We start from the raw sequence: 26495 nt of genomic DNA on the forward strand, positions 1-26495 counted from the left end.
CGCCATGCGTCAGAACATCCGCCGCTTCATCCTTCCACCACGGCGTTCGGAGCGGCGTTATCCGCGCGCTGTTTGCATGAGCAAAACTCGATACCCCATCAAAAGCAAAAATGCCGCTCAGGCTTAACTGAGCGGCATTGACCCCTGGGGGTGGCCTATTTTGTGAGTAACTGCGATGGCAGCGGAGCGTAATCAGCCGCTGTGCTGGGTCGAGTCGATCTCGGCCATCGCATCCGGCCGGCGAGCGCCTGCGAAGCGCTTGGACCAGTAGCTGTCATCAAGGTTGTCCACGCGCACGGATTCGCCGCGGCGTGGAGAATGAATGAAGCGGCCATCGCTAAGGTAGATGCCGACGTGCGACACGCGGCCCCTGCCATGGCGATCGGCGGTGCGGAAGAACACCAGGTCGCCAGGCTGCATGTCCTTGCGGCGAACGATGTGGCCAATCAGGTATTGCGACGCCGAGTTGGTGGGCAGCTGCAGGCCGAGCGCGCGCTCGAACACGTAGCGCACGAAACCGCTGCAATCGAAGCCGGTGGAAGGATCGCGGCCACCGCGCACGTAGCGCACATGGCGCAGTTGCATGGCAAGACCGATCAGCATGTCGCGCAGATCCTGCCCGGTCTTCGCATCGCTGAACTGGGCGGCGTCATCGCCATCCTGCGTGGCGTCCGCCGGGTCGGCCTTGGCAGACGCCAGGGCGGCGATCGGCAGTTGCGTGGGAAGTATGGATTGGCCAAGGGAAGGCGCGGGAGTGAACGCGGCCAGGGGACTCAGCAGGGAAGAGGACAACTTGGCGGAAACCTGGGCCTGGATACCACCATCGGCGGCGGCAGCCAGTACTGGGCCGGAAAAGCACACGGCCGAGGCAAGCGCGGCGAGTACAAGTCGCGTTTTTGGCATCAGGTGGATCTCTGGGCGGTTACCAGTCCGATCGTCGCCCCCTGCGGCGACCGTGACGAAGCAGTGAAGGTAACAAAGCCACGTCACCCGCATGTTCGGATGAAGTTAACTGAACCCTATCGTTCGAAAAATCAGGAAAACCGACTAACTTCCAGTAAAACAGCAGGTTATGAATAAACTCTCACAGCGAATCAGAATTGCCTGATGTGAAATCAGCCGATTCCGTCACGTTCCATGGCAACTTAGTGGGCAACCGGCTGTTCGCGACGGCCAAAAATGGCCGTCCCAATGCGCACTTCGGTCGCCCCTTCGGCAATCGCCAACGGGAAATCGCCACTCATGCCCATGGACAGCCTGGGCAAGTCGTGCCCTTCGGCAACGCAACGCTCGCGCCATTGGCGCAGCTGCCGGAAACAGGCGGCGACCTCCGACGGGTCTTGCGACAATGTCGCCAGGGTCATCAGGCCGCGGACGCGAAGGCTGGGATAATCCCGCAATTGCTGCAGGAAGCGCGGCAGCTGTTCGCCCGGCAGGCCGTACTTGGTTTCCTCGCGTGCCGTTTTTACCTGCACCAGCACGTCCAGGCAGCGGCCTTCGGCCTGCAGCCTGCGGTCCAGCGCCTGGGCTAGGTCCAGCCGGTCCAGCGACTGCACTTCGCTGGCAAGCCGCGCCACGTCCTTGGCCTTGTTGGTCTGCAGGTGGCCGATCACCACCCATTCGATCGCCTGCCCCGACAGCGCGGCCGCCTTGTCGCGGATCTCTTGCACCCGGTTTTCGCCAAAGCGGCACAAGCCAAGTGCCAATGCCGCCCTGACCACCTCGGCGTCGAACGTCTTGCTCACCGGCAATATGGTCACCGCCGCCGGATCGCGGCCGGCGGCACGGCAGGCCGCATCGACTTTGCGGCGAACGTCGGCCCAGTTTGCAGCCAGCTGCGCGCCGATCAACGCATCAGCTCCGCTGGCTTTGTTCGAAATGGCGGGCTACTACTTCGGCCACCACCATCGAGACTTTCTTGCCGGTGGGAATGTGGATGAATTCGTTGGGACCATGCGCATTGGAGTGCGGTCCGAGCACACCGGTGATCAGGAACTGCGCCTGCGGGAACTTGCTGCCGAGCATGCCCATGAAAGGAATCGATCCGCCCTCGCCCATGTAGGCGGCGGGCGCACCAAAAAAATGCTGCGAGGCATCGGTAACCGCTTGTTCCAGCCACGGCGACAACTGCGGCGCGTGCCAGCCGCTGCCGTCTTTTTCCAGCTTGAAACTCACCTTGGCGCCGTAGGGAGGATCCTTCTCCAGCAACTCCTTCACGAGTTCGCCTGCCTTGGCGCCATCCAGCGTAGGCGGCACGCGCAGGCTGAGCTTCACCGAGGTTTTCGGGCGCAGTACGTTGCCCGCGCTTTCCAGTGGCGGCATGCCGTCGACGCCGGTCACCGCCAGCTGCGGCCGCCAGGTACGATTGAGCACCAGCTCGGCGAGATCGTCCGTAACCGGTTGCATGCCATCGACGAAGGGGAATTTTTCGTAGATCGCCTTGCCCAGCACCTTCGCCGCCGCCTTGGCCTGTTCGACACGTTGCGATGGGATCTCTACATACAATTCCTGCGGCTTGATCTTGCCGGTTTGCGGATCTTCCAGGCGCGACAGCAACTCGCGCAGGATCCGGAAGCTGGAAGGCACCACGCCGGACGCATCACCCGAGTGCACGCCCTCTTCCAGCACCTGCACGGTGAGTTCGCCGCCGGTCAGGCCGCGCAGCGAAGTGGTCAGCCATAGCTGGTCGTAGTTGCCGCAACCCGAATCCAGGCATACCACCAGCGACGGGTTGCCGATGCGCGCGGCGAGGTGGTCCACGTAATACGGCAAGTCATAGCTGCCCGATTCCTCGCAAGCCTCGATCATGATCACGCAGCGCGCGCGCGCAATGCCCTGCTCCTGCAAGACCAGCAGCGCGGCGAGGGAACCGAAGATCGCATAGCCGTCATCCGCACCGCCGCGACCGTAGAGCTTGTCGCCCTTGAGCACGGGTGTCCAAGGCCCCAGGCCTTCGGACCAGCCGGTCATTTCCGGCTGCTTGTCGAGATGGCCGTACAGCACGACGGTATCGTCGCTTTGTCCTGGCACCTCGATATAAATCAGGGGCGTGCGTCCTTGCAGCCGCACCACTTCGAGCGTGGCGCCGGGAAGCAGGGGCAATTTGCCGCGCGCCCACGTTTCCATCAGCGTTACTGCGGCATCCATGTGACCGTGCGCCGCCCAATCCTTGTCGAACATCGGCGACTTGTTGGGAATCCGGATGTAATCCATCAACTGCGGGACAATTTCGGCATCCCACAAATCGCTGATGTGGCGGGTCATGCGCGCGGTATCCATGCGGACTCCATCAAATAAGGTGAGAACGACATTCTAGGGCCAGTTTCCTTTTCACGGGCCGCCTACTGGCTACGGCCGACAACGTTGGCAGTTATCGCCGACTGCCGGCGTTGGGTTTGCTCGCAACACTCGCACGCACTGCACCGACTTTGCCGCCGCATGGAGCGCGGCGCAAAGTGGTAACGCGGCGCGGAAACGCCGCCTTTCCACGTTACCCAGGGAGAAATCAATTCCATGTTCAAGAAAATCATTGCCATCGCCGCTTTGGCGCTAACGCTCACCCTGCCCGCTTTCGCCGCCACGCCAGTCAACGTCAATACCGCGGACGCTGCCACTATCGCCAATGCGCTGGATGGCGTGGGCCTGGCCAAAGCCAAGGCGATCGTCGCCTACCGTGAAGAACACGGTCCGTTCAAGAGCGCCGACGACCTGACCCAGGTGAAGGGTATTGGCGCTGCCACCTTGCAGCGCAACCACGATGCCATCCTGCTTAGCGGCGAAAGTGCGAAGCCTGCAGATGCGCCGGCCAAACCCAGGCATGCCAAGAAAAAGGCCGCGCCGGCCGAAGACACCCCGCAGGATTGATCAAGCTTTGATCACCGGATACGGCCCCTCGCGGGCCGTATCGCTTGCGCTACACTCCGCGCGCCGCCTACGCAACCATTGCCAATCATCATGATCCTTCCACGCTATCGCATTGATGCTTCCACGATCCAGGGGGCGGGCAACGGTCTGTATGTGGAAGAATCCATCAACGCCGGACGCATCATTACCGCGCCCGACGCCATCGACCAGACGTACAACCTCGACGAACTGCTGGCCAAGCCCGAACATATGTACGCCAGTGCGCGCTGGTTCGAGAACCAGTACACCATGTCGCCGGACTGGCCGGACGAGTGCTACATCAATCACAGTTTCGAGCCTACCGGGCTGTGGCACCTGGGCTTCGTGTTCGCCTCGCGCGACTTGCCCGCGGGCACCGAAATCACCGTCGATTATCGGCACCTGCTGCCCCCCGGCCAGGCCGAAGACTTTATCGACACCGCCACTGGTGAGAGAATCATAGGTCTGCCCTGGCACGAGAGCCTGACGACCACGACCCGCGCACTGGCCCGTGTGCTGGACAACGCAAGCCTCAGCGATTGATCCGATGATCGATATCCCCACTCTTGAAACCGCGCGCCTGCGCCTGACCGCGCTCACCGAACGCCACTTCGACGACTACGCCGCGATGCTCGCCGATCCGGATAGCACGCGCTGGATCGGCGATGGCCTGCCGCTGGACCGCACCAATGCCTGGCGCTCGCTGGCCATGCTGATCGGGCATTGGTCGTTGCGCGGCTATGGCATGTGGGCGCTGGAGCTGAAGTCCACGGGTGAATTCATCGGCCGCGCCGGCCTGCTGCATCCCGAAGGCTGGCCGGACATCGAAATGGGCTGGATGCTCAAACCCGAGCACCGCCACCATGGCTACGCTACCGAAGCGGGCACCGCCGTGCTGGAATTTGCGTGGGAGCAATTGCATATGCGGCGCGTGATCAGCCTGGTGCGCGTCGGCAACGATGCATCGGATCGCGTGGCCGAACGCCTGGGCGGAGAACACATCGAAGATATCGATTTCTTCGGTAGCGACAATCATGTCTTCGCCTATTATCCGCCCCACCGCGAGTTTCGCCGCGCCTACGCATGAGCAGCCTGCGCCTGGTGCCGGCCGACGCCCTGCGAATCCAGGCATGGGCCAATGGCGCCGGCACCACCACGGTCATCGATAGCGGACCGGATGAAGCCCATTGGGCATGGCGGCTGAGCATCGCCGATATCGCGCAGGACTGCGATTTCTCGTCCTTTCCCGGCACCCGCCGGCACTTCGTCCCATTGGATGCGCCGCTACGCTTGCGTTTCGACGCCGGGCGGGAGCTTTCCTTGCTGCGTCTGTCGGTAACCTGCTTCGACGGCGCCCAGGCGCCGCACGCCTTGCTTCTGGATGGTCCGACCCGGGCCTTCAACCTGATGTTGCGTGGCGCCGCAGAAGGCACGCTGCTGGCGCGCCCCTTGAACGGCCATATGAGCTTGCCGCTGCGCGCAGCGTCGCGATGGTTCGTGCACCTGCTCGGCGGCCATGCCCACGTGCAAGCGGATGAGCAACGCATGGCCCTGACGGCCGGATCGAACCTGTGGATCGATGCAACGCATGGCGGCATGGCACGCATCGAAGGCGGCGGCGAGCTGGTACTGGTCCAGCTCGCCGCCTGACCCGGCGACTGCGCGGCCTATCGATACTCCGCCTGGGGCCTTTGCGTGGGCAGGATGGAGCGAGCCAACTCCGCCAATGCGAACAGGCGTGCCGTGCGCATCCAGCCGATTGCCAGCACGATCAGCTTCCCGAGCAGCAATGCCAGCAACAAGCCGGACACGCCGAATGCCGTCACGTGCAAGCGCGCCACGCCGAAGATCGATGCCAGGATCAAGCCGGCCAGCGTTACCACGATGTAGAACAACAAAGTCTTGAGGGGCCGCCGGAACAATTGCCGGATGCCGCGCCACAAGGCGCGCGTCGCCGAACGCAGCGTGACGTCGGCGATGAACGCCGCGCGTGCCGATTCGACGATGGACTGCATCAGCACGAACACGATCAGCACGATCCACCGCGCCACGCTCGCAGCCATGTCGGCTTGCGATTCCAGCACCGCCTGCTCCGCATGCTTATCGGCAAGGTGCGAACCGGCGGCCGCCACCCCGGCCACCACTGCATAGGGCAGCAGCGACCACAGCATCAAGCGAAACAGGCGTCCGTATTCGATCAAGCCGTTCTGCAGCAGCGCAGCGAATCCCAGCGCGCGTCCTGCGCGCCCGCTGCCGACGATCATGCCGTTGAGAAACGGCGATAACAGCAAGGTCGACAGCAGCCCCATCAGCACTGCCGTGCCGAACCATTCGGAATGATCGGCGAGCGTCATGAGCACATCGCCAAACATGAGGGCGCTGAAATGCTGCGCCCACTCGCTGGCGTGTACGGAGGTATCCAGCAAACCACCAAGCATGTGCCACAAAGGCAAGGCAACGAGGGTGACGGGAATCAGCATTACCAGCAACCAGACCAGCAGCAGACGCCATTGCACGGCGGCGATCATGCTGGACAACAGGGCACCGAGGCCCGCGGAACGGGAGGTGTCATAGGCCATCACAGTGTCCCCAGCATGGAGTAGAAAGTCTGCAGCAACGCCGCCACATCGGCGGTCCAGCGCCGCGAGGCCGCACCATTGGGCTGCGTCGCCAGGCTGTTGTTAAGCCGGTCGTCATCCAGATAATTGTGGCGATCCGGATCAAGTTCGGCCGATATCACTTTGCTGGGTTTGGTGAACTCGAAGCGCGCCCAGCGGCGATCGTCATTCCAGCTGACGTCTTGATGCGTGCCGTCCTCGAAGGTGACGCGCAGCAGTTCCGGCGCCGATGCGCCATCGCGTTCCACCGTCACCGTGCTGTGCCAAGGGAATGGACCTTCGCCGGGCTTGGCATCGGGATGAGCCTTTTGCCAATCGCTGCGCTGCTTTTTGATTTGCTGGTCAAGCTCGGTGGCGACCACTTCGGACCGCGTGCCGTCCTTCCAGCTCACGCCAGCTTGCGGCAGCACTTCTTCGGTATCGATAGCGCTCACGCTGTCGTTCATCACGTCCGTACCGTAGACGTATGCGTTAAAGATCGCGTCCACTTCCCTGGCGTTGCCCGAACCATCGACCAGCGCCGCGCGAAAATCCGCTACCGAGGGATGCCGGAAGCGCCAGCGCTGGTAGTAAAGACGGAACGCTTTTTCAAGCGCGGGCCGGCCCAGCCGCTCTTCCAGATCGTGCATGGCGGTAGCCGTGCGCGAATACACCGTGCCGTAACTGGTGCCGGAAACGCGGTCCCAGCTGTTCTGCGCCAGCGGATCGCGCGGATGGCGCAACATCGCCGTCATGCGTTCGAACTCGAAACCGCTGATGTGCGGAGTGATGCCCAGCCACTTCGTGAATGGCGTGGCGAGCACGAGGTCTTGGCGGCGTTCGCGCAACATGCGATTGTCCCAATACTCGTTAAGCCCTTCGTCCAGCATCGGCTCTTCAAATTCGTTCGAAGCCAGGATGCCGTAAAAATAGCCGTGGCCGAATTCGTGGATGTTCACGAAATCGCTGAGCATCTGGTTCATCGTATCGGGCTCGACTTCCTTGTAGCCCTCGGAAGTGAAGAACGTGGGGTACTCCATACCGCCCGCTTCTTCTGCGTTGTAGGGCGGGATCACGGCGGTAAGCGTGTTGTAGGGATACGGTCCCAGGGTTTTGGAAAAATAGCCGATGGCATCGATGCTCGATTTCAGCGTTGGCGCCGCGCTGGCCGCGTATTCGGGCGGGTAGATCACGCGCACCGCCACCTTGGGGCTGCCCGGCCCGGCATAGCTGCCATCCAGCGTCTTGAAACCCTTGGCGGCGACCCAGGCGAAATCGTGCACGTCGCCCTGCACGAAGTGGTAGGTGGTCTTGCCATCCTTCTGTTCCGGCGTGCCCTGCAACTGGCCGACCGCACCGACCGTGTAATCGCTGGGAACCGTCAGATGCACGTCGAACAGGCCGAAATCGGCATAGAACTCGCTGCTGAAGTGAAACTCGTGCACGTTCCAGCGCACCTGCGTCGCGCCGCGTTCGCCCGGCAGTTCCAAGACGCCGATCTTGGGAAACCACTGGCCGACCAGATTAAAGTCGCCCCACCAACCGGTGCGTTCGACCACGCGCGGCAACTGGCTGAGGAAATCGATATCCAGCGCGAGCGTGCCGCCAGCCGGCACCGGCTGCGCCAGATCGATACGCACCACAGTCTGATCGGTCTGCGGTCCGCCATCGGGATGCACGAAGCGCCAGGTCACATCGCGACCGTCCTGCTTGACCTGCTGCAGGCGGATCCAACCCCACTGACCTTTTTCCAGCACCGCGTTACCGCGCGATCGGCCATGCGCAGTCTGCACGTCCCGTTCGGTGAAGAATGTGCTGCCCTGATTCTGGAAGGCGTTGAGATAAAGATGGAAGTAAACGCTGCGCACGTCGCGATCGCTGCGATTGCGCCAGGTCATGTGTTCCTTGCCGGCAACGGCGTGCCTGGCGGCGTCCAGGTTCGCATCAATGGTGTAGCTCACCACCCGGTCGGACAGCGTCGGCTCGTTGCCGCTGCGCTCGCCGCCCCACGCGCCGGGCGCGCTCTGCGTGGTAATGATGGTGTCATGCGCTGGCGCGAACGGAATATCTTCCGCGGTTGCCACGGATGCCGCCGCAGCCGGCTGCGCATGCCCGGCCGGCATCGCCGCCTGGGCTCCCGCCCGACACGTCCACAACATCACGCATGCTGCGAGCCATGGCCCGCCTCTACTCATTGCAAACCTCATCATGATCTCCCCTCGCGACGATGACTGAGCCTGAGGCAAGCATACCGACTGGGCATCCGCCATAGGTCATGACCCCATACCGGTGCGCACGCCACCGCGCCAACGGTGAACAAGCGTCCGGTTCGCCTGTCCTATGCTTCGATATCTCCAGCTGGGCCTTCCCTGGTGCAGGCGCTAAGCTGTCCGCACCGGGTTAAACATCCCAAGAAATCCCGCTCAAATACATGGCATTACCGCTCTTCCCCCGGCCTGACGGAGCCAGTCGACCATGCGTATCCTGATTGCCGAAGACGATCCTTCCATTGCCGCCGGCGTCAGTGCGGCGCTGCGCCAGGGCGGGCATGCCGTGGACCACGTCGCGGATGGTGCCCGCGCCGACGCGGCGCTGAAGGACACCCCCTATGACCTGCTGGTACTCGATCTTGGCCTGCCCGCACTGGACGGCAGCGAGGTGCTGCAGCGCGTGCGCCGCCGCGGCAGCGGCCTGCCGGTGCTGGTGATTACGGCACGCGAAGGCTTGCGCGAGCGCGTGCGCGTGCTCGATCTCGGCGCCGACGATTACCTGGTAAAACCCTTCGCGCTGGCCGAGTTCGAGGCGCGCGTGCGTGCCCTGTTGCGGCGCTACACCACGCAAGGCGCGCCCGAGCTGACGCTCGGTCGGCTGCGCCTGGATCTTCCCGGCCATCGCGCCTGGGTTGGCGATACGCCGCTCGAATTGACCGCGCGCGAATTCGGCCTGCTGGAGGCATTGGCCGCCCGCCCCGACCGCGTCACCAGCCGCGCGCAACTGATCGAAGCACTGTGCAGCTGGGACGAAGAACTGACCGACAATGGCCTGGACATCGCCATCTACCGCCTGCGCCGCAAGCTGCTCGATTCCGGTACGCAAGTGCGCACCATCCGCGGACTCGGCTACCTGCTGGAAGAGGTCAAGGAGGCATGAACCAGCGCCTGCTGTGGGGCGTGGGACGCCAGAGCCTGCGCAGGCGCCTGCTCACTACCTTGCTGGTACCGTTGATGGTGCTGCTGCTGTTGAACAGCCTCATCACCTATGTCGGCGCGCTGATCTACGCCAATCACGTGCACGATGAAAACCTCATCGACGATACGTTGATCCTGGTGCAGATGATGGCCACCGAAAGCCCGGACGGCCGCGTCGCACCGCAAGCGCAATTCCTGCTGGAATACGAACCGGAAGGCCATAACTACTTCAGTGTGTTCAGCGCCAGGCGCGGCCTGGTCGCCGGCAATCCCGCACTGCGCCCGCCAGGCGGGCTGTTCGCCGACGGCGACGAACCCCAGCTTTACGACATCCAGATCGAACAGCACGCGCTGCGCGCGGCCAGCATCCAGATGACCAATCCGCGCGATCCGGGCGACCAGCTCGAGGTCACTGTCGGAGAAACCCTGCGCGACCGTCATCAGGAAGCGCGCCAGATCCTTCTGCTCAGCATTCCCGCGCAGACACTGTTGATCTTCGCCGCGTTCCTGCTCGTATGGATGGGCGTGCGCACCGGCCTGCGCCAACTGGATCCGCTCACCGCACAGATCGCCAATCGCGAGCATGATCTGGCGCCCATCGGCGACGCGAATGTACCGGTGGAAATTCTGCCGCTGACGCGCACCATCGACGGCCTGTTCGCACGCTTGCGCAGCATGCTTGCCCTGCACGAACGCTTCATCGCCGACGCCGCGCACCAGTTGCGCACGCCGCTGGCCGGCCTGAGCGTGCACGCCGAACGCGCCCAGGCCAGTTCCGATCCCGAAACGATTGCCGATGCCTTGAACCATATCCAGCGACTGATCCACCGCGCCAACCGCACATCCAGCCAATTGCTTGCGCTCACCCGCGCGCAGACTGCGGAACACGAGACGGGCGATACCGAACAGCTTGACCTGGCCATGCTCATCCCCGAGCTGGTCGGCCAGCGCGTGCACGAGGCGTTGGCCGCCGGCATCGACCTGGGTTATGACGGTCCCGCCGGTCCGCTATGGATCGAAGGCGATCGCCATCGCCTGCAGGAAATGCTCGACAACCTGATCGATAACGGCCTGCGCTATGCCGGGCGCGGCAAGTTGATGACCGTGATGCTGACCCGCGAGGGCACCGATATCTGCATGGCGGTCGAGGATAACGGTCCCGGCGTACCGCCAGCATGGTTCGAGCGCCTGGGCGAACGTTTCTTCCGCGTCCCCGGTAGCGAGGAAGAAGGCAGCGGCCTGGGATTGGCGATCGTGCAGCGCATCGCGGAATGGCATGGAGCCAAGGTACGCTATTTCGCGGCCAGCGGAAAAGGCGGCCTGCGCGTGGAGATCGCTTTTCCATCAGCCAAGCCAGCTTCGGCATAGCTTCTTCGCAAACGGCCGTCACAGTAAAAAAAGGCGGCGCCTGGGCGCCGCCTTGCTTGCCAGCTTCCCCTGCATGGGAAAATCGACAATAAACCCTTATCGCGATGGACGTCCAGACGTCCATCGCGGATGGCATCACATCGCCTTCTTTGCCTTGGTCAACAGTTGGTCGAGCAATGCAACGGCCAGATCGATCTCTTCGTGACTGATGTCCAGCGACGGCGCGAACGTGATTACGTTCTTGTACCAGCCGCCCACGTCCAGCACGAGGCCGATCTTCTTGCCGTTATGCGTGAGGTCCCCCGCCAGGCCGATATCGACCATCTTGTCCAACAGCGCCTTGTTGGGCGTGAAACCATCGTCCGTGCAAATCTCCGCACGCAAGGCGAGGCCAAGGCCGTCGACATCGCCGATTTCCTTGTGGCGCTTTTGCAGGTCCTTCAACGCATCGAGGAAATGCGCGCCCTTCTCGGCCACGCTCTTCTCGTAATCGAGTTCGTAGCCCATCTTGATCACTTCCAGGCCGAGCGAGGTGCCGAGCGGATTGGAGTTGAAGGTGGAATGGGTCGAGCCTGGCGGGAAAATGGTCGGATTGATCATTTCCTCGCGCGCCCACAAACCCGACAACGGATTGAGGCCGTTGGTGAGCGCCTTGCCGAACACGATCACGTCCGGGGTCACGCCGAAGTGCTCGATCGACCACAGCTTGCCGGTACGCCAGAAACCCATCTGGATTTCGTCGACCACCATCAGGATGCCGTACTTGTCCAGCACCTTCTTCAGGTCCTTGAAGAAATTCTTCGGCGGGATGACATAGCCGCCGGTACCCTGGATCGGCTCCACGTAGAAAGCGGCGTATTCGGCCTGATTGACCTTGGGATCCCACACACCGTTGTATTCGGTTTCGAACAGTCGCTCGAATTGGCGCACACAGGCGTCGGAATATTCTTCCGGCGTCATGCCTTTCGGACGGCGGAACGGATAGGGGAACGGAATGAACATCGCGCGCTCGCCGAAATGGCCGAAGCGACGGCGATAGCGATAGCTGGAAGTAATCGACGAAGCGCCCAGCGTGCGCCCGTGATAACCGCCCTCGAAGGCGAACATCAGGCTTTTGCCGTTCTTGTAGTTGCGCACCAGCTTGAGCGAATCCTCCACCGCCTGCGCGCCGCCCACGTTGAAATGCACGCGGCCCTTCAGCCCGAATTTCTGCTGCGCGTCGACCGCGATGGTCTTGGCCAATTCGATGCGCGTCTGGTGCAGATACTGGCTGGCCACCTGCGGCAGCACGTCGATCTGGCGCTTGAGCGTGTCGTTGAGACGCTTGTTGCCATAGCCGAAATTGACTGCGGAGTACCACATTTGAAGATCGAGGAACGGCACGCCGGCGGTGTCGTACATCCAGCTGCCTTCGCCATGGCGGAAGATCTTCGGCGGATCGACGTAATGCACGGTATCGCCGAAGGAGCTCCATTCGGCTTCGTCGGCCAGCAGCTGGGCGTCAGGAATCACGCCGACCACGGCGTTCGGATCAAAAGCATTCATAGGAAAAAAACCTGGATCTGATCTATGGGGGAAGGCGGCCACGATGGCCGCACGATTGACCGTTGCGTTCAGCGCTGCACGCTACAACTAGAAGTTGGAAACCGCCGGCAACACGGGCTGCTCGTGCTCGGCCAGCAGGCTGCCATCGAGCAAGCGCGGCAGCAGTTCGAGCGCATCCTCGAAACCAGTGATCGGCACGTAGGGAATCCCTGCCGCGCGGCAGTGCTCGATCAGGCGATGCTTGGCGAACACGAAATCGACCTGGTCAGCAGCGCAGAAGTCCGAGGCGCCATCGCCGATCAGCAAGGTCTTGTTGCCGCCCTGGCGCGCTTGCGCCACGCAGGCGCACTTGCAGGTACCACTGCGGCAGCCTTCGGCCTGGAACGGCGAGGTGAGCTGCCACTGGCGTGGTGGCGTAGCCGGCGCCAGGTGATTGGCGGCCAGCGGAAGATGGTCCAGTCCATAGCGGCCGAGAATGCGGTGGATGGCATAGTCGAGGCCATCGCTCACTACGCGGATCGGCGTTTTCAACGCCGCCGCGCGTGCCACGAACGCCGGGAAGGCGTGGTCGATCCACAAGCCGTCCAGATGCGTATCCAGGTCCTCGCGGCGCATGTCCAGCAAGGCGACCTGCCCGCTCATGCATTCGCGTGAACCGATGCGGCCCGCGCGCCAGTCCTGTTCCAGCGCTTCCCATCCGGGACGTCCGAAACGATCCAGCAGCGAGTCGATCACGTCCTCGACGGAAATGGTGCCATCGAAGTCGCAGAGGATGTTCCAGGCAGTCACGTGCACGCCACTCCAGCATCGGGTATGCAGCATCTTGACGAGTAACCCCTTTCGGTCCCCTTTCTGGAAAGCCGGCGCGCAGCGTGGCCTGCTTGTCCAGGAGTGCGAGCTGGCGTTCCCGCGGATCGGATCCCCGTCGGGGACCGCCAAAACGCTCGGAAAGGTGCGCGCAAGCCTTCGGCAGCGGGGACCTGTTCGCACTATCGACGCCGCGCGTGAGTTGTGTGATCGAGCCCTAAGCCAAAACGGGGTTTCGACCCGTTATGCTTACGCTCCGCGCGCATCCCAGACTATTCCAGCCCGTGCATCAATCCGCCTTGCGCAACTTCTTTCGTATGGGCTGCCTGCCGATGGCCGGGTTGCGCATGCTTCCCGTGCTGGTCCTGGCGACCTTGGCCGGTTGCTCCGCCGCGCCGCTGCCTGCGCTGAAGCCACCGGTACCGCAAGCCTGGCGCAATGCTTCCACTACCGCGGCTACGACCCGGCAACCGGATCTGCATGATTGGTGGCGGGCCTTCGACGATCCGCAGCTGAACGCCCTGGTGGACCGCGCACTGGCTGGCAATCTGGATGTCGCCGCCGCCGTCGAGCGCCTGGCCGCCGCGCGCGCGCGCTACAAGCACGCCAACGACACCTACCTGCCCAGCCTGCGCGCCGATACCAACCAGGTCATCCAGCCCGACGCCAGCGCTTCGTATTTCATCGCCGGTTTCGATGCCCTGTGGGAAGCGCCGCTGTTTGGCGCGCTCAAGAGCACGCATCGCCTGGCCAACGGCAATTTCGATCTGGCCCGCGCACAGTTGCAAGGCACCTACGTGACACTGGTCGCTGACGTGGCGCGTTGCTGGATCGAATTGCGCACGGCCCAGCAACAGGCGCGGTTGCTCGCCGCCATTCGCGATGCGGACCGCGAGAAACTGCGCCTGCTGCAGGTTCGCGCGCACCTGCAATTGGTATCGCCGATGGCGGTGGGCACCGGGCAGGCCGAACTGGCCCGCGCCGAGATGGCGCTCGCCGAACCGCAACGCGCCATCGACGCCAACGCACAACAGCTCGCCGTGCTGCTCGGGCAGAGCGAACCCGACGCCGCGTGGCTGGATGAAAGCGGCAGCCAGCCGCAACTGGGCGATTGGCAATTGACCAGCGCACCCGCCGACCTGTTGCGCACGCGCCCGGAAATCGCCAGTGCGGAAGCCGAAGTGCTGCGCGCCGCTGGCGACGCGGGCATCAGCCGTGCAGACGTCTATCCGCATATCGGCCTGGGCAGCTCGCTGGACTGGTCGCTGAACATCCTGCATCACCATCGCCTCATCCACTCCAGCGAAGGGATCTTCTCGGTCGGTCCGGTCGTGGACATGCCCTTGTTCGATTGGGGCATGCGCATGGCGCAGGCTCACGCGAAAGACCACGAACTGCGCGCGGCGGTCTATGCCTACCGGCAAGCCGTGTTGCAAGGTGTGGCCGAATCCGAGACCGCAATGGGCGACCTGCAACAGTCGCATGCGCGCGAAGCCGCCGCCGAGCAAGCCGCCCGGGCACTGGCAGACAACGCTGTCGCGCTTGACCGGCGCCGCGGCCTGGGCCTGAGCAGCACGCTCGAACTGCAAGATGCCTTGATCGCCCGGCACAGTGCGCAACTGGACCTGCTTTCCGCGCGTGCGCAACGCGATCTTGCCTATATCTCGCTATACAAGGCGCTGGGCGGCGCGCCCATGCCGCCGGTGAATGTAACCGCCGACTACGACGGCCCGCGTGAAAAGGCTGCCCGCTGATGGTCGCCCTGGCGCGCAAGACGCTGATCCATGAATGGCGCCGTTTCCTGCCGGCCATTCTCGCAGTAGGTTTCGCCGGCCTGCTGCAACTGCTGCAGGCGGCGCTGGTACTTGGCATCTTCGGCAGCGCCAGCGTCTACATCACGGGTTCCTCCGCAGACGTGTGGGCAGGCTATCCCGGCACGCAGAGCGTGAACCTCGGCCGCCCGATCAGCGAAGATGTCGCGATGCGCCTTCGCATGGATCCGGATGTCAGCAAGGTCGAACCCTTCCGCTGGGTGGATGCCGACTGGCGCGGACCGCGCGACACCGGTGGCGTATCGGTATTCGTCTCCGGCATCGATCCGCGCCCCGACGGCATGATGTTCTCGCACGCCCTGCCGCCGGCCTTGCGCGCCAGATTGAACGAACCCGGCGCGGTGATCGTCGACAAGGCGGACCTCGACAGCCTGGGCGTGAACATCGGCGACACCGCCGCGATCAACGGACAGCGCGTGCGGGTGGTCGGCGTCAGCAGCGGACTGCGCGCGCTGGGCGGCGTCAACATCGTCGCTTCACTGGAAACGGCGCGCGTGCTCGACATCGCGCCCGAAGATGCCGGCATGATGACGTACTTCGTGGCCAAACTGCGCGATCCCTCCAAGGCCATGTCGATCGTCCAGCGGCTGCGCGGATCGAGTGCGTTCGGGCCCTATACGGTTTGGACGGCCAAGGCATTCGCGCGCCAGTCGCAGCTGTATTGGATGCTCGACACGGGTGCCGGCGCGGGCGTGTTGTTCCTTGCCGGCATCGTCTTCCTGGTCGGCGCGGTGATCACCAGCCAGACCCTGGTCGCCGCGGTCGTCGGCTCCATTCGCGAATACGCCACCTTGAATGCGCTCGGCGTCGGCCGCGGATCGTTGCGCAAGGTGGTCATGGAGCAAGCGTTCTGGGTCGGAGCGCTGGGACTCCTGTGCAGCATCGTGGTTGGCGCGGCGATGTTGGCTATCGCGCGCAATCGTAGCGTTCCGATGGAATTGCATCCGGTCACCGCATCGATCTGCCTGGCGCTGAGCATGGCGCTGGCGATCGTATCCGGCCTGGCGGCCATGCGCAGCCTGCGCCGCGCCGATCCGGCCAGCCTGTTGAGATAGCCATGCCTATCGCGCCCCATGCATCTGTTTCGACACCGGCACTGCAGGCTCGCGGGGTACGCAAGTCGTTCGTGTCCGGCCGCGTGCAGAGCACCGTGCTGCACGACCTGACACTAGAGGTGCGCGCCAGCGAGCTGACCTTGATCTCCGGTCCGTCCGGCTGCGGCAAGAGCACGCTGCTGGCGATTCTCAGCGGCCTGCAGCCGGCCGATGCCGGCCAGGTGCGCGCCTTGGGACACGAGCTCAACGGACTGAGCATGCGCGCACTGGAAACCTTCCGCCTGCAGCACACCGGCTTCGTCTTCCAGGGCTTCAACCTGTTTCCTGCGCTGACCGCTCTGGAACAAGTGGAACTGCCGCTGAGCTATATGGGTTTGACCAAAGGCCTGGCGCGCAAGCGCGCAGTGGAATCGCTGGAGGAAGTTGGATTGGGTCCGCGTATGCGATTGCGGCCGGCCGAACTGTCCGGCGGCGAGAAACAGCGCGTGGCGATTGCCCGTGCGCTGGCCAAGCAACCGGAACTGCTGTTCGCCGATGAGCCGACCAGCGCGCTGGATGCGGCCAATGGGCAGGTCGTGATCGATATCCTGCATCGCATCGCCCGCGCGCATGGCACCACGGTGCTGTGCGTCAGTCATGATCCGCGCCTGGTGGGCCATGCCGACCGCGTACTGGCCATGGAAGATGGCCGGATTCTGAGCGACCATGTCCCGCTCGCATCACCCGTCGCATCCGAGGCCAAGGAGCCCTCTGCATGAATCTGCGCCACCTTCGGCTCCCGCTTGCCCTTGCCGTCGCGCTGTTGGCCGGCTGCTCGCACGATGATGCGGCGACGACCAGCAAGGCTGCTGTTCCGGCCTACGCGGCGGTGGCGCGTGGGCGCATCGATATCGAAGGCGGCCTGCTAAAGCTGACCATGCCCAGCGCAGGCGTGGTGACCAGCGTCGCTGTACATGAAGGCGAACACGTGCAAAAGGGCCAATTGCTCGCCGCGACCGATCCCGAACCGGCCAAGCTGGCGCTGGATTCGGCGCTGGCCGAACAACAGCAGGCGACCGCGCAAGCGCACGCCCTGGAAGCGCGCGTGACGTCCACTCGCTTGCGCGCGACGCGACTGGAACAGGCGGCCAAGGCCGGCGCCGGCGACGTACAGAGCGCGGACGATGCCCGCGAAGCAGCACAACAGGCACAGGCCGAATTGGATAATGCACGGGCCGGCGCCGCCCTGGCTGCGCAGAAAGTCGCCGGCGCCCGTTATCAGCTGGGCCTGCGCAGCCTGCACGCACCGGTCGATGGCCAGATCGTGCAGCGCTCGGTCCAGCCCGGCGCTTCCGTTTCGCCCGCGACCGGTCCGATCTTCGTGCTGTTGCCGGATGCACCGCGCATCGTGCGCGCCGAACTCAATGAATCTTTCGTCGGCGTCGTGCACGACGGCATGGCCGCCGAAGTGGACGACGACAGCGGCAGCGGTGCATCGCCCTTGCAGGCGCACGTCTTGCGCGTCGGCGAGGTATTCGGCGCCAGCACACTGGAAGACGACCCACAGGTGCGCGCCAACACCCGCTCGGTGGAATGCGTGCTCACCTTGGACCAGCCACCCGCGACACCGCTGCGCATCGGACAGCGGGTAATGGTGAAGTTCGGCGCGACCAAAGGTTAGAAGCAGCCTTTCAACGCAGGGCCGATGCCCGACCCGCGCTATTTCAGCGGTCGTCGCGCGTCCAGATCAAGCCATCCGCTTCGCGCACCGGGAAGCGCGCGATCGGTTCGTAGGCGGGCGGGCAAGTCGGTTCACCCGTGCGGACGTCGAAGCGTGCGCCATGCCGTGGGCACTCCACTTCGAAACCGATCACTTCGCCGCCCGCCAGTTCGCCACCGTCGTGGGTGCAGACATCTTCCACCGCATAGAGATCGCCGTCGACGTTGAATACGGCGATGGCCGTATCGCCATCCCATACCACCTTGTATTCGCCGGGCAACAGCTCCGAGCGGGTGCACACTTCCACCCAGGCTTCGCTCATGCCAGCACCCCGGGGAAATCCTTGACCATCCGTTCAAAGCGCAGGTCATCGCGGCGCGGTATGCCAAAGCGTTCATCGCCGTAGGGAAACGGCGAATAGTCGCCGGTGCGCCGATAACCGCGGCGTTCGTACCAGGCGATCAATTCGCTGCGCAGGTCGATCACTTTCATGTGCATCGCGCGACAGCGCCACGCTTCCCGCGCGAAACGCTCCGCCTCCGCCAGCACCTGCCGCCCCAGCCCGCCACCTTGTCGCGCGGGATCGACGGCGAACATGCCGAAATAGGCCGAATCGCCATGGCGTTGGAGATGGCAGCACGCCAGCATCGTGTCGTCGACCAGCGCCAGCAATACCGCGCTGTCGGGAGAACCCAGCAGCTCGGCGACACTTTCGGCATCGGTGCGGCGGCCGTCGAGCAGATCGGATTCGGTGGTCCAGCCACGGCGGCCGGCTTCACCGCGATAGGCGGACTCCACCAGGGCGACGATGGCGGCAATGTCCGCTGCAACGGCGGCGCGGAAAACAGGAGCGATATCGGAAGTCATCGCCAAATGATAATCCGCGCGCCATCCCCGCCATAGGGGCAGTCGGATTGCCAGACCGCCAGTCAGCCCATCCGCCGCGCCAGCGCAAAGAAGATAAGCGAAGCCAGCCCGAAAGCTCCTATCAGCACGGCGACCACGCCGGGTGTAATGGTGGTCCAGCCCAGCCATTGGATGATCCCGAAGGCCAATGCCTCAAGCACCAGCACGAGGCCCCAACGCAACGAGGCCATCCGCCTACGGTGGTCTTCACCCTGCACGATCGATTCGACCAGCTCCTTCGAATCGCAGGTCTGCAGCGTCTTGATGCGGATCCGCGCATGGACCAGCAGCTGGATGACGTAGGCGACGGCGAAGGTGACACCAAGGAACAGCACCAGCGGCACTATTACGTGCTTGTCCATGATCTACTCCAAGAAAGGGGCGCACCGTCGCCGACGGATACCAAGATACGCGAAGGCAGCCCATGGTTGCAGCAGCTGCAACCGGAAGGTCGCTGGTTGCATCTATCAAAAGATCAAGGAACCCTGCGCCACATGAGCCATTCCACGGATCGCCCGCTCGTCCAGGCCGTACTCGCGAACGCGCCCGGCGCGTTCGAGCGGCTGGTGCGCGAGCATCAGGGATTGTGCTGGCACATCATCCATCGCATGGTGCGCCATCCGGAAGATGCGCGCGAGCTCTGCCAGGACACGTTCCTGCGCGTGCACCAGAACCTGCGCCAGTATCGCTACGAAAGCGCCCTGAAATCGTGGATCGGACGCATTGCCTATCACGTCGCCCTGCGGCACCTGGAGCGCAAGCGCATTGCGCTGCTTGAACCCGCTGGGGACGATGGTTTCGAAGGGGTCGAGAACATCAGCGACGGCTTCGACCTGCAAGCCGCCTACGCCGATACCGAAGCGGCGGCGCATCTGCATGCCGCCATCGAAGCCTTGCCGCCGCTGCAACGCACCCTGCTCACGCTTTATCACCTGGATGAACTGCCTATCGGCGAGATTGCCGTTATCACCGGCCTCGCCACCGGCACTATCAAGAGTCACCTGTTTCGCACACGCCTGCGCTTGCGTGAACTGCTCGAACTCGAGCACGGAGTATCGCCATGAACCAGCAACCGCCAGCCCCTCGCGACGAGGATGTGGAACACGAATGGATGCTGCAGGAACAGGCGCTCCAGGCCGAGCGGCTCAACCTCGACGCTCGCGGTGACGATGCGTTGCACCGCTATCGCCTGGTAGCACGCGCGCTACGTCGACCGCTGGATGAAAATCTGCCCACCGATTTCGCTTGCCGGACCGCCTTGCAGGCCCATCGCCACGCGACGAGCGGCATGCGGCTCGAACTCTGGCTGAGCTGGGCCATGCTCGGCGTGTGGATCGCGCTGCTGCTTGTGCTCATGGCGGTTTATGGCGGTGCCTGGCTGTCCCTGCTTCGCCCTGCGCTACCGCTGCGCGCGATGACCAATCCATGGCTGATCGCGTTGACAGTCGCAGTGGCGTTGCCTGTTGCGCTGGAACAGGCCCTTCGCCGGAAAGAAGCATGAAGCGATGCGCCAGTTCTGCACCTCTCTCGCAGGAGAGAGTGCCAGGCGTCCCTGCTCCCTCTCCTCTTCGGGGAGAGGGGCCGGGGTGAGGGGCCAGGCTTGCCGCGCTATTTATCGCTGACGCGAACGGCTGCCTTTTTGCCTTGGCGAAAAAAATAGCTTGCTCGCGAGATGGCTCTCACCCCGTAAGGGAAGAGGGCGCCAAAGCCCATCAGAGCAGCAGCTTGCGCACCTTCAACAGCGCGGCGATGAAAATATCGATTTCCTCGCGCGTGTTATAGAACGCCAACGATGCGCGCAGCGTGGCCGGCACGCCGTAGAACTGCATCAACGGATGCGCGCAGTGATGGCCTGAGCGCACCGCCACGCCTTCCAGGTCGAGCAGCGTCGCCATATCGGTGGCCTGCGCACCTTCGAGCAGGAACGAGATCACCGGCTCTTTGTCTAGCGCCTCGCCGACGATGCGCACGCCGGGAATCTCGTGCAGGCGCGCGGTGGCATAGGCCAACAGTTCATGCTCCCACGCGCGGATCGCATCAAAGCCGGTCGATTGCACGTAATCGATCGCCGCGCCCACGCCGGCGAAACCGGCAATGTTCGGCGTGCCTGCCTCGAACTTGTGCGGCGGCTCGGCGAAGGTGGTGCCGTCGAAGCGCACTTCACGGATCATCTCGCCGCCACCGAAGAACGGCGGCATGGCCTGCAGGTGTTCGCGTTTTGCCCACAAGGCGCCGGTGCCGGTGGGAGCCAGCATCTTATGGCCGGTCAGGGCGTAGAAATCGCAGCCCAAGGCCTGCACATCGACCGGGCGATGCGGCACCGCCTGCGATCCGTCCACCAGCAAGGGAATGCCGCGCCGGCGGCACTCGCGCGCGATCTCGCGCACGGGATTGACTGTACCGAGCACGTTGGAGACATGCGTGACGCAGGCAAGCTTTACTTCCGGGGTCAGCAGTTCGAAAAACTTTTCCAGGATCAATTCGCCGCGCTGGTCGATCGGTGCGGCCTTCACGGTGGCGCCGGCACGCGCGGCAACCAGTTGCCATGGCACGATGTTGGCGTGGTGTTCCATCACCGTGGTAACGATCGCATCGCCCGGCTGCAGGTGTGGCAACGCATAACTGTAAGCCACCAGGTTGATCGACTGGGTCGTGCCCGACGTAAGCACCAGCTCATCGCGCGAACCGGCATGGATGAACGCAGCCAACTTGTCGCGCGCGCTTTCGTAAGCCGCCGTCGCCTCCTCGCCCAGCTGATGCACGGCGCGCGCGACATTGGCGTTGTGCTCGCGATAATGACGATCGACCGCCTCGATCACCTGCCATGGCTTCTGGCTGGTATTGGCGTTGTCGAAATACACCAGCGGCTTGCCGTGCATCGTGCGCGACAGCAACGGAAAATCCGCGCGCACGCGCTGCACGTCGAAGTCGCCGGAGGGTTGGCTGGGCTTGGCGTTCATAAGGATGTTCAGGGCAGGTGCGCAAGCAGCGCGTCGGAAAAATACTCGCGCAAGGTGTCGTTCGGCAGTGCCGCGAAGACGGCACGGCAGAACGCCGCCGTAAGCAACCCGCGCGCCTCGCCATGCGGCAGGCCGCGCGAACGCAGGTAGAACAACGCGCGTTCGTCGAGCTGTCCGACCGTGGCACCGTGCGCGGCCTTGACCTCGTCCGCGTAGATTTCCAGCTCCGGCTTGGTATCGATCTCGGCCAGCGCCGAGAGCAACAGGTTCTTGTTGCTGAGGCTGGCGTCGCTGCCGTCCGCACCCTCCGCCACCACGATCGCCCCACGAAACACGCCGCGCGAACGCTCATCGGCGACACCGCGCCAGATGGATTCGGAGGCCGTATTCAAGGCCTGGTGGTGAATAGAAAGTTGGGTATCGACATGCTGGCGACCACGCAGCACGAACACGCCGCGCGTATCCAGGCGCGCCTCATCGCCACGCAGTTCGGCCTGCAAGTCGTGCCGGACCAGCGCGCCGCCCAGTTCGAGCACATGCATCGTGGCGCGCGCGCGCGCGCCCAGGCGCACGCTGCCGCGCCGGACCAGGCTGCTGTCTTCGGCTGCATTCTGCAGCAGCGTATGCTGCAAGGCCGCGCCATCCTGGACCAGGATATCGCTGACCAGCGTACCCAGGTGCCGATGCTGCGCGGTAGCCAGATGGTGTTCGACAAGATGAAGTTCGGCGCCCTCGCCCAGTTCGATCACGTTACGCACATGCCACGCGAGATCGCCCGCAGCCGGCGCGCCGACGAAACACAATTGCACCGGCTTGCCGATCCGCACGCCGGCAGCGACACGCAGTACCACGCCGTCGCCGGCCAGCGCCGCATTGAGCCGCGCGAAGGCATCACTGTTTTCGCGATAGTGGCGGCTGAGCGCGAAGCGCAATGGTTCGGGATCCTGCTCCAGCACCCGCGACAGCGGCTGCAGGGTCAGTCCGGGCGGCAATGCTTCAAGCCGCGACAGATCGGAACGGAATACCCCGTTGACGAACACCAGGCGCGGACCATCGATACCGGGAAGCGCCAGCGCATGAGGATCGATCGCACGTGTGCCCGCCTCCGGATCGCCCAGCGCGAATCGGCGCTGGCCCAGGGCCCGCAATGCGGTGTACTTCCAGGCTTCCGCGCGCGTATCCGGCAGGCCGGCCGCCACGAACGCCTCCAGGTTTTCGCGGCGCGCGGCATCCAGCCAGGCAAGGCCGCTGCCGGGCAGGCGCAGGCCGGCGGCGCCGCGCAATCCGTCGATAAAGGGCACGGATGCCGGCGACTGGCTCATGCGCGCACCTCGGAAGCCAGCGCGGGATCGCGCTCGGTGATCCATGCATAACCATGTTCCTCCAGCTTCAGCGCCAGCGACTTGTCGCCGCTTTCAACAATCCGGCCATCGGCCAGCACATGCACGACATCCGGTTCGATGTAATCGAGCAGGCGCTGGTAATGCGTGATCATCAGGAAGGCGCGTTCCGGCGAGCGCAAGGCGTTCACGCCTTGCGCCACCTGTTTGAGCGCGTCGATATCCAGGCCAGAATCGGTTTCGTCGAGGATCGCCAGTTTCGGCTCCAGCACGGCCATCTGGAAAATCTCGTTGCGCTTCTTTTCACCGCCCGAGAAGCCTTCGTTGACGGCGCGGTGCAGCAACTCATCGGAGATCTGCATGATTTTGAGCTTTTCGCGCACCAGCTTGAGGAACTGCATGGAATCCAGCTCCGCTTCGCCACGCCGCTTGCGCTGCGCATTGAGCGCGGCACGCAGGAAATAAGTGTTGTTCACGCCGGGAATTTCCACCGGGTACTGGAATGCCAGGAACACACCCATCGCGGCACGTTCCTCCGGTTCCAGCGCCAGCAGGTCGTGGCCTTCGAACAGCACGGAACCTGCGGTGACTTCATAGCCGTCGCGACCGGACAACACATTGCCGAGCGTCGACTTGCCGGCGCCATTGGGCCCCATGATGGCGTGCACCTCGCCCGGCTTCACGGTGAGCGTGAGTCCCTTGAGGATGTCCTTGCCCTCGACCCGGGCGTGCAGGTTTTCGATCTTCAACATAAATCCACTATTCCGTTGCCGGCCGCTTCAGGCCGAATGGTTTTGCCAGATGCCGCTCATGGGTGCCGGTAGGAACCGGCGCAAACGTCGCCTTCTGCGGCACCCTTGAGCCATGCGCGCAATGCGTCGGTACGCTTGCGGGTCATCGCTTCGAGTTCGTTATCGGCACACATGGGATACACGCTGCCGTAGTCGCTCTTGTCGCTGTGCGGAAAGCGCGCCGCCAATTCGGCATCGCGAAAGGCCAGCCACGCTTTCTGCGCGACCTTCAGCCGGGCCACGAACTCCGGATCACCGGCGTACTTGTGCAACACCTGCCGATAGACCTGGTTGAGCTCCTGGTCTGCGGCATCCAGGCCCTTGATGGCGCAGCCGGTCATTGCCGATTGCGATGAGGCGTTGTCCATGCATGCGGCGCCCGGAGCCGCTGCCGGCGTGGCGGCGGCCATGGATGTACCGCTTAATGCCAGGGCAGTCAGCCACATGGCCCCAACATAGTTGGTCGGCAGATTCGGCATGCTCAACCCACCGCGCCTTCCAGCGAAATCTCCAGCAGCTTTTTGGCTTCCACCGCAAACTCCATCGGCAGTTCGCGAAACACTTGCTTGCAGAAGCCGTCGACGATCATCGATACCGCGTCTTCTTCGCCGATGCCGCGCGAACGGCAGTAAAACAGCTGATCGTCGGAAATCTTCGAGGTGGTCGCCTCGTGTTCGACGATCGCGCCGGGGTTCTTCACTTCCATATACGGGAAGGTGTGCGCGCCGCATTGCTTGCCGATCAGCAGCGAATCGCACTGGGTATAGTTGCGCGCGCCCTCGGCGCCCTTCTCCACTTTCACCAGGCCGCGATAGCTGTTGGAACTGCGTCCCGCGCTGATGCCCTTGGACACGATCTTGGATTTGGTGCCTTTGCCGATATGGATCATCTTGGTACCGGTATCGGCCTGCTGGCGGTGATGGGTGAGCGCCACCGAGTAGAACTCGCCTACCGAACGGTCGCCGCGCAACACGCAGCTGGGATATTTCCAGGTGATCGCGGAGCCGGTTTCCACCTGGGTCCAGGAAATCTTGGAATCATCGCCGCGGCAGTCGCCGCGCTTGGTCACGAAGTTATAGATACCGCCACGTCCTTCTTCATCGCCCGGGTACCAGTTCTGCACGGTCGAATACTTGATGTTGGCCTGTTCCAGCGCGACCAGTTCCACTACCGCGGCATGCAACTGGTTCTCGTCGCGCATCGGCGCGGTGCAGCCTTCGAGGTAGGACACCGATGCGCCTTCTTCGGCGATGATCAGCGTGCGCTCGAACTGGCCGGTATGGCCGGCATTGATACGGAAATAGGTGGACAGCTCCATCGGGCAGCGCACGCCCTTGGGAATGAACACGAACGAGCCGTCGGAAAACACCGCCGAGTTCAGCGCGGCGAAGTAGTTATCGCCCGTCGGTACCACGCTGCCGAGGTATCGCTGCACCAGCTCCGGGTATTCGCGGATCGCCTCGCTCATCGAGCAGAAGATCACGCCGACTTCGGCCAGCTCCTTGCGGAAAGTGGTGCCTACGGACACCGAATCGAACACCGCGTCCACCGCCACGCCAGCCAGCTTGGCCCGCTCGTGCAATGGCACGCCGAGCTTGTCATAGGCTTCCAGCAGCTTGGGATCGACCTCGTCGAGCGATTTGGGACGGTTCTTCGGCGAGGCGTAATAGCTGATCGCCTGGAAATCGATCGGCGCGATGTTGAGCTTGGCCCAGTGCGGCGTCGGCATCGTCAGCCAGTGGCGATAGGCCTTGAGCCGCCATTCGGTCATCCATTCCGGCTCGCCTTTCAGCGCGGAAAGCTGGCGCACGACGTCCTCGGACAGGCCCGGCGGCAGGCTGTCGGTTTCGATCTCGGTGACGAAGCCGGCTTCGTAGCGGCGGCCAAGCGCGGCTGCGACGTCGGCGTTGTCGCGCAGCACCGCGGGGCTATCGGCTTGGAGGGTCCTGCTCTCAATGGTCATGATGCGGTCCTGCCTTTCAATTCGGTAAGCGCGATCGTGGCCGGAGGGGCGGAGGCGATCGGACGCAACATGTCCGCCAGGCTCATCGTGCGCAATGCGTTATCCAGTACGTGGTTGATACGTTGCCAGCTGCCGCGCACGCCACATTGCGCTTCGCGCTCGCAGTGGCCGTCGCCGATGCTGCATTCGGTCATGCCCAGCGGCCCTTCCATCGCCTCCACGATCTCGGCCAGGCTGATCTCGACCGGCGGTCGCGCCAGGCGATAGCCGCCGTTGACGCCGCGGAAGGAATCCACCAGTCCGGCGTGTCCCAGCGACTTCAGCAATTTGCTGACGGTGGGCAATTCCAGATGGGTTTCCTCGGCAATCTGGGCGGTGCTGAGGACATTGCCGGGATGCGCGGCGATGCAAGTCATCACCACGGTGGCGTAGTCCGTCAGTCGGCTGACACGAAACATGGGGGAGGGTCATCGCGTAATCCAGACTAAAATGGTACAGATTGAGCGCCATACGGTCAACGAGACGGACCCGGCAGGTATCGTGCGCACCATTATGGACAACC

At 63.6% G+C, this 26495-nt stretch carries 28 protein-coding genes; 12 read left to right on the forward strand and 16 right to left on the reverse strand.

Translation table 11 applies throughout. From position 1 onward, the window contains the following. Positions 1-192 precede the first annotated feature (192 nt). The 3 genes from ISP15_RS08785 to ISP15_RS08795 form a co-directional block, all read right to left on the reverse strand. Complete coding sequence (locus ISP15_RS08785) at positions 193-903, reverse strand: C40 family peptidase (protein WP_404546892.1); 711 nt, start codon at positions 901-903, stop codon at positions 193-195. 242 nt (positions 904-1145) lie between these two features. Then, a complete protein-coding gene (locus ISP15_RS08790; protein ID WP_404546893.1) occupies positions 1146-1850 on the reverse strand; it encodes a YggS family pyridoxal phosphate-dependent enzyme in 705 nt (234 codons plus the stop codon). Positions 1851-1854: 4 nt separating this feature from the next. Further along, positions 1855-3279 (reverse strand): M20 family metallopeptidase, encoded by a 1425-nt coding sequence (locus tag ISP15_RS08795; protein ID WP_404546894.1) that lies wholly within the window; start codon positions 3277-3279, stop codon positions 1855-1857. Between the two features lie 234 nt (positions 3280-3513). Here ISP15_RS08795 and ISP15_RS08800 point away from each other — a divergent pair, with 234 nt between their 5' ends. From ISP15_RS08800 to ISP15_RS08815, 4 genes are all read left to right on the forward strand, one after another. Then, the gene (locus ISP15_RS08800) at positions 3514-3864 is read left to right on the forward strand and encodes a ComEA family DNA-binding protein (RefSeq protein ID WP_404546895.1); all 351 of its coding nucleotides are present in this window, start codon (positions 3514-3516) and stop codon (positions 3862-3864) included. A 90-nt stretch (positions 3865-3954) separates the two neighbouring features. Beyond that, positions 3955-4425: an SET domain-containing protein-lysine N-methyltransferase gene (locus ISP15_RS08805; protein ID WP_404546896.1), complete on the forward strand. Its 471-nt coding sequence runs from the start codon at positions 3955-3957 to the stop codon at positions 4423-4425. Positions 4426-4429: 4 nt separating this feature from the next. Then, positions 4430-4969 (forward strand): GNAT family N-acetyltransferase, encoded by a 540-nt coding sequence (locus tag ISP15_RS08810; RefSeq protein WP_404546897.1) that lies wholly within the window; start codon positions 4430-4432, stop codon positions 4967-4969. After that, a complete protein-coding gene (locus ISP15_RS08815) occupies positions 4966-5532 on the forward strand; it encodes a HutD/Ves family protein (RefSeq protein ID WP_404546898.1) in 567 nt (188 codons plus the stop codon). Before ISP15_RS08810 ends, ISP15_RS08815 begins: the two co-directional genes overlap by 4 nt. A gap of 17 nt (positions 5533-5549) precedes the next feature. On the opposite strand, the gene ISP15_RS08820 is transcribed toward ISP15_RS08815, so the two are convergent. Continuing rightward, complete coding sequence (locus ISP15_RS08820; RefSeq protein WP_404546899.1) at positions 5550-6461, reverse strand: hypothetical protein; 912 nt, start codon at positions 6459-6461, stop codon at positions 5550-5552. Further along, positions 6461-8638, reverse strand: coding sequence for a M1 family metallopeptidase (locus ISP15_RS08825; RefSeq protein ID WP_404546900.1), 2178 nt, complete (start codon positions 8636-8638; stop codon positions 6461-6463). The genes ISP15_RS08820 and ISP15_RS08825 overlap by 1 nt, the downstream gene beginning before the upstream one ends. A 316-nt stretch (positions 8639-8954) precedes the next feature. Between ISP15_RS08825 and ISP15_RS08830 the strand changes: the two genes are divergently transcribed. Together ISP15_RS08830 and ISP15_RS08835 are read left to right on the forward strand one after the other, a co-directional pair. Then, a complete protein-coding gene (locus tag ISP15_RS08830; protein ID WP_404546901.1) occupies positions 8955-9629 on the forward strand; it encodes a response regulator in 675 nt (224 codons plus the stop codon). After that, entirely contained in the window at positions 9626-11035 is a 1410-nt protein-coding gene (locus ISP15_RS08835; protein WP_404546902.1) for a sensor histidine kinase, read from the forward strand. Before ISP15_RS08830 ends, ISP15_RS08835 begins: the two co-directional genes overlap by 4 nt. 135 nt (positions 11036-11170) lie before the next feature. On the opposite strand, the gene ISP15_RS08840 is transcribed toward ISP15_RS08835, so the two are convergent. Together ISP15_RS08840 and ISP15_RS08845 are read right to left on the reverse strand one after the other, a co-directional pair. Continuing rightward, complete coding sequence (locus ISP15_RS08840; protein ID WP_404546903.1) at positions 11171-12580, reverse strand: aspartate aminotransferase family protein; 1410 nt, start codon at positions 12578-12580, stop codon at positions 11171-11173. A gap of 87 nt (positions 12581-12667) precedes the next feature. Continuing rightward, positions 12668-13369 carry an MtnX-like HAD-IB family phosphatase gene (locus ISP15_RS08845; protein WP_404547068.1) on the reverse strand — a complete coding sequence of 234 codons (702 nt, stop codon included), beginning with the start codon at positions 13367-13369 and terminating at the stop codon, positions 12668-12670. A gap of 263 nt (positions 13370-13632) precedes the next feature. On the opposite strand from ISP15_RS08845, the gene ISP15_RS08850 reads away from it, so the two are divergent. The 4 genes from ISP15_RS08850 to ISP15_RS08865 are packed head-to-tail and all read left to right on the forward strand — an operon-like array spanning position 13633 to position 17934. Then, positions 13633-15141 carry a TolC family protein gene (locus tag ISP15_RS08850; RefSeq protein WP_404546904.1) on the forward strand — a complete coding sequence of 503 codons (1509 nt, stop codon included), beginning with the start codon at positions 13633-13635 and terminating at the stop codon, positions 15139-15141. Beyond that, positions 15141-16274: an ABC transporter permease gene (locus tag ISP15_RS08855; protein ID WP_404546905.1), complete on the forward strand. Its 1134-nt coding sequence runs from the start codon at positions 15141-15143 to the stop codon at positions 16272-16274. Before ISP15_RS08850 ends, ISP15_RS08855 begins: the two co-directional genes overlap by 1 nt. 2 nt (positions 16275-16276) lie before the next feature. After that, the gene (locus ISP15_RS08860) at positions 16277-17032 is read left to right on the forward strand and encodes an ABC transporter ATP-binding protein (protein WP_404546906.1); all 756 of its coding nucleotides are present in this window, start codon (positions 16277-16279) and stop codon (positions 17030-17032) included. Then, positions 17029-17934, forward strand: coding sequence for an efflux RND transporter periplasmic adaptor subunit (locus ISP15_RS08865; protein ID WP_404546907.1), 906 nt, complete (start codon positions 17029-17031; stop codon positions 17932-17934). The genes ISP15_RS08860 and ISP15_RS08865 overlap by 4 nt, the downstream gene beginning before the upstream one ends. A gap of 43 nt (positions 17935-17977) precedes the next feature. Here the strand turns inward: ISP15_RS08865 and ISP15_RS08870 are convergent, their stop codons facing one another. The 3 genes from ISP15_RS08870 to ISP15_RS08880 all read right to left on the reverse strand — a co-directional run bounded on the left by ISP15_RS08870 (position 17978) and on the right by ISP15_RS08880 (position 19241). Continuing rightward, positions 17978-18295 carry a non-heme iron oxygenase ferredoxin subunit gene (locus ISP15_RS08870; RefSeq protein WP_404546908.1) on the reverse strand — a complete coding sequence of 106 codons (318 nt, stop codon included), beginning with the start codon at positions 18293-18295 and terminating at the stop codon, positions 17978-17980. Further along, entirely contained in the window at positions 18292-18840 is a 549-nt protein-coding gene (locus ISP15_RS08875; protein ID WP_404546909.1) for a GNAT family N-acetyltransferase, read from the reverse strand. Before ISP15_RS08875 ends, ISP15_RS08870 begins: the two co-directional genes overlap by 4 nt. Before the next feature lie 62 nt (positions 18841-18902). Beyond that, positions 18903-19241, reverse strand: a complete 339-nt coding sequence (locus ISP15_RS08880; RefSeq protein WP_404546910.1) for a hypothetical protein — start codon at positions 19239-19241, stop codon at positions 18903-18905. Positions 19242-19373: 132 nt separating this feature from the next. Between ISP15_RS08880 and ISP15_RS08885 the strand changes: the two genes are divergently transcribed. Together ISP15_RS08885 and ISP15_RS08890 are read left to right on the forward strand one after the other, a co-directional pair. Then, on the forward strand, positions 19374-19943 hold the full coding sequence (locus tag ISP15_RS08885) for an RNA polymerase sigma factor (RefSeq protein WP_404546911.1): 570 nt from the start codon (positions 19374-19376) through the stop codon (positions 19941-19943). Continuing rightward, entirely contained in the window at positions 19940-20380 is a 441-nt protein-coding gene (locus tag ISP15_RS08890) for a hypothetical protein (RefSeq protein ID WP_404546912.1), read from the forward strand. Before ISP15_RS08885 ends, ISP15_RS08890 begins: the two co-directional genes overlap by 4 nt. 211 nt (positions 20381-20591) lie before the next feature. Here ISP15_RS08890 and ISP15_RS08895 read toward each other — a convergent pair whose 3' ends face one another. Genes ISP15_RS08895 through ISP15_RS08920 form a run of 6 tightly spaced genes read right to left on the reverse strand, consistent with a single transcriptional unit; the run spans position 20592 to position 26391 of the window. Further along, the gene (locus tag ISP15_RS08895) at positions 20592-21839 is read right to left on the reverse strand and encodes a cysteine desulfurase (protein WP_404546913.1); all 1248 of its coding nucleotides are present in this window, start codon (positions 21837-21839) and stop codon (positions 20592-20594) included. A gap of 8 nt (positions 21840-21847) precedes the next feature. Further along, on the reverse strand, positions 21848-23161 hold the full coding sequence (sufD, locus tag ISP15_RS08900) for a Fe-S cluster assembly protein SufD (RefSeq protein ID WP_404546914.1): 1314 nt from the start codon (positions 23159-23161) through the stop codon (positions 21848-21850). Beyond that, positions 23158-23931 carry a Fe-S cluster assembly ATPase SufC gene (gene sufC / locus ISP15_RS08905; protein ID WP_404546915.1) on the reverse strand — a complete coding sequence of 258 codons (774 nt, stop codon included), beginning with the start codon at positions 23929-23931 and terminating at the stop codon, positions 23158-23160. The genes sufD and sufC overlap by 4 nt, the downstream gene beginning before the upstream one ends. A 56-nt stretch (positions 23932-23987) precedes the next feature. After that, positions 23988-24449: a lysozyme inhibitor LprI family protein gene (locus ISP15_RS08910; protein WP_404546916.1), complete on the reverse strand. Its 462-nt coding sequence runs from the start codon at positions 24447-24449 to the stop codon at positions 23988-23990. A gap of 2 nt (positions 24450-24451) precedes the next feature. Next, positions 24452-25933, reverse strand: a complete 1482-nt coding sequence (gene sufB, locus ISP15_RS08915) for a Fe-S cluster assembly protein SufB (RefSeq protein WP_404546917.1) — start codon at positions 25931-25933, stop codon at positions 24452-24454. Further along, entirely contained in the window at positions 25930-26391 is a 462-nt protein-coding gene (locus ISP15_RS08920; protein ID WP_404546918.1) for an SUF system Fe-S cluster assembly regulator, read from the reverse strand. Before ISP15_RS08920 ends, sufB begins: the two co-directional genes overlap by 4 nt. Positions 26392-26495: the final 104 nt, after the last annotated feature.

The organism is Dyella jejuensis, assembly GCF_044904675.1.
GTDB classification, from domain to species: domain Bacteria; phylum Pseudomonadota; class Gammaproteobacteria; order Xanthomonadales; family Rhodanobacteraceae; genus Dyella_B; species Dyella_B jejuensis.

Coding starts and splice junctions, on each gene's coding strand:
- ISP15_RS08850 (WP_404546904.1), top strand. CDS start 13,633: ATGCTTACGCTCCGCGCGCATCCCAGACTATTCCAGCCCGTGCATCAA.
- ISP15_RS08920 (WP_404546918.1), bottom strand. CDS start 26,391: ATGTTTCGTGTCAGCCGACTGACGGACTACGCCACCGTGGTGATGACT.
- ISP15_RS08875 (WP_404546909.1), bottom strand. CDS start 18,840: ATGACTTCCGATATCGCTCCTGTTTTCCGCGCCGCCGTTGCAGCGGAC.
- ISP15_RS08840 (WP_404546903.1), bottom strand. CDS start 12,580: ATGAATGCTTTTGATCCGAACGCCGTGGTCGGCGTGATTCCTGACGCC.
- ISP15_RS08805 (WP_404546896.1), top strand. CDS start 3,955: ATGATCCTTCCACGCTATCGCATTGATGCTTCCACGATCCAGGGGGCG.
- ISP15_RS08855 (WP_404546905.1), top strand. CDS start 15,141: ATGGTCGCCCTGGCGCGCAAGACGCTGATCCATGAATGGCGCCGTTTC.
- sufD (WP_404546914.1), bottom strand. CDS start 23,161: ATGAGCCAGTCGCCGGCATCCGTGCCCTTTATCGACGGATTGCGCGGC.
- ISP15_RS08825 (WP_404546900.1), bottom strand. CDS start 8,638: ATGTTGTGGACGTGTCGGGCGGGAGCCCAGGCGGCGATGCCGGCCGGG.
- ISP15_RS08800 (WP_404546895.1), top strand. CDS start 3,514: ATGTTCAAGAAAATCATTGCCATCGCCGCTTTGGCGCTAACGCTCACC.
- ISP15_RS08795 (WP_404546894.1), bottom strand. CDS start 3,279: ATGGATACCGCGCGCATGACCCGCCACATCAGCGATTTGTGGGATGCC.
- ISP15_RS08885 (WP_404546911.1), top strand. CDS start 19,374: ATGAGCCATTCCACGGATCGCCCGCTCGTCCAGGCCGTACTCGCGAAC.
- ISP15_RS08830 (WP_404546901.1), top strand. CDS start 8,955: ATGCGTATCCTGATTGCCGAAGACGATCCTTCCATTGCCGCCGGCGTC.
- ISP15_RS08910 (WP_404546916.1), bottom strand. CDS start 24,449: ATGCCGAATCTGCCGACCAACTATGTTGGGGCCATGTGGCTGACTGCC.
- sufB (WP_404546917.1), bottom strand. CDS start 25,933: ATGACCATTGAGAGCAGGACCCTCCAAGCCGATAGCCCCGCGGTGCTG.
- ISP15_RS08860 (WP_404546906.1), top strand. CDS start 16,277: ATGCCTATCGCGCCCCATGCATCTGTTTCGACACCGGCACTGCAGGCT.
- ISP15_RS08785 (WP_404546892.1), bottom strand. CDS start 903: ATGCCAAAAACGCGACTTGTACTCGCCGCGCTTGCCTCGGCCGTGTGC.
- ISP15_RS08865 (WP_404546907.1), top strand. CDS start 17,029: ATGAATCTGCGCCACCTTCGGCTCCCGCTTGCCCTTGCCGTCGCGCTG.
- sufC (WP_404546915.1), bottom strand. CDS start 23,931: ATGTTGAAGATCGAAAACCTGCACGCCCGGGTCGAGGGCAAGGACATC.
- ISP15_RS08835 (WP_404546902.1), top strand. CDS start 9,626: ATGAACCAGCGCCTGCTGTGGGGCGTGGGACGCCAGAGCCTGCGCAGG.
- ISP15_RS08820 (WP_404546899.1), bottom strand. CDS start 6,461: ATGGCCTATGACACCTCCCGTTCCGCGGGCCTCGGTGCCCTGTTGTCC.
- ISP15_RS08890 (WP_404546912.1), top strand. CDS start 19,940: ATGAACCAGCAACCGCCAGCCCCTCGCGACGAGGATGTGGAACACGAA.
- ISP15_RS08880 (WP_404546910.1), bottom strand. CDS start 19,241: ATGGACAAGCACGTAATAGTGCCGCTGGTGCTGTTCCTTGGTGTCACC.
- ISP15_RS08815 (WP_404546898.1), top strand. CDS start 4,966: ATGAGCAGCCTGCGCCTGGTGCCGGCCGACGCCCTGCGAATCCAGGCA.
- ISP15_RS08870 (WP_404546908.1), bottom strand. CDS start 18,295: ATGAGCGAAGCCTGGGTGGAAGTGTGCACCCGCTCGGAGCTGTTGCCC.
- ISP15_RS08810 (WP_404546897.1), top strand. CDS start 4,430: ATGATCGATATCCCCACTCTTGAAACCGCGCGCCTGCGCCTGACCGCG.
- ISP15_RS08895 (WP_404546913.1), bottom strand. CDS start 21,839: ATGAACGCCAAGCCCAGCCAACCCTCCGGCGACTTCGACGTGCAGCGC.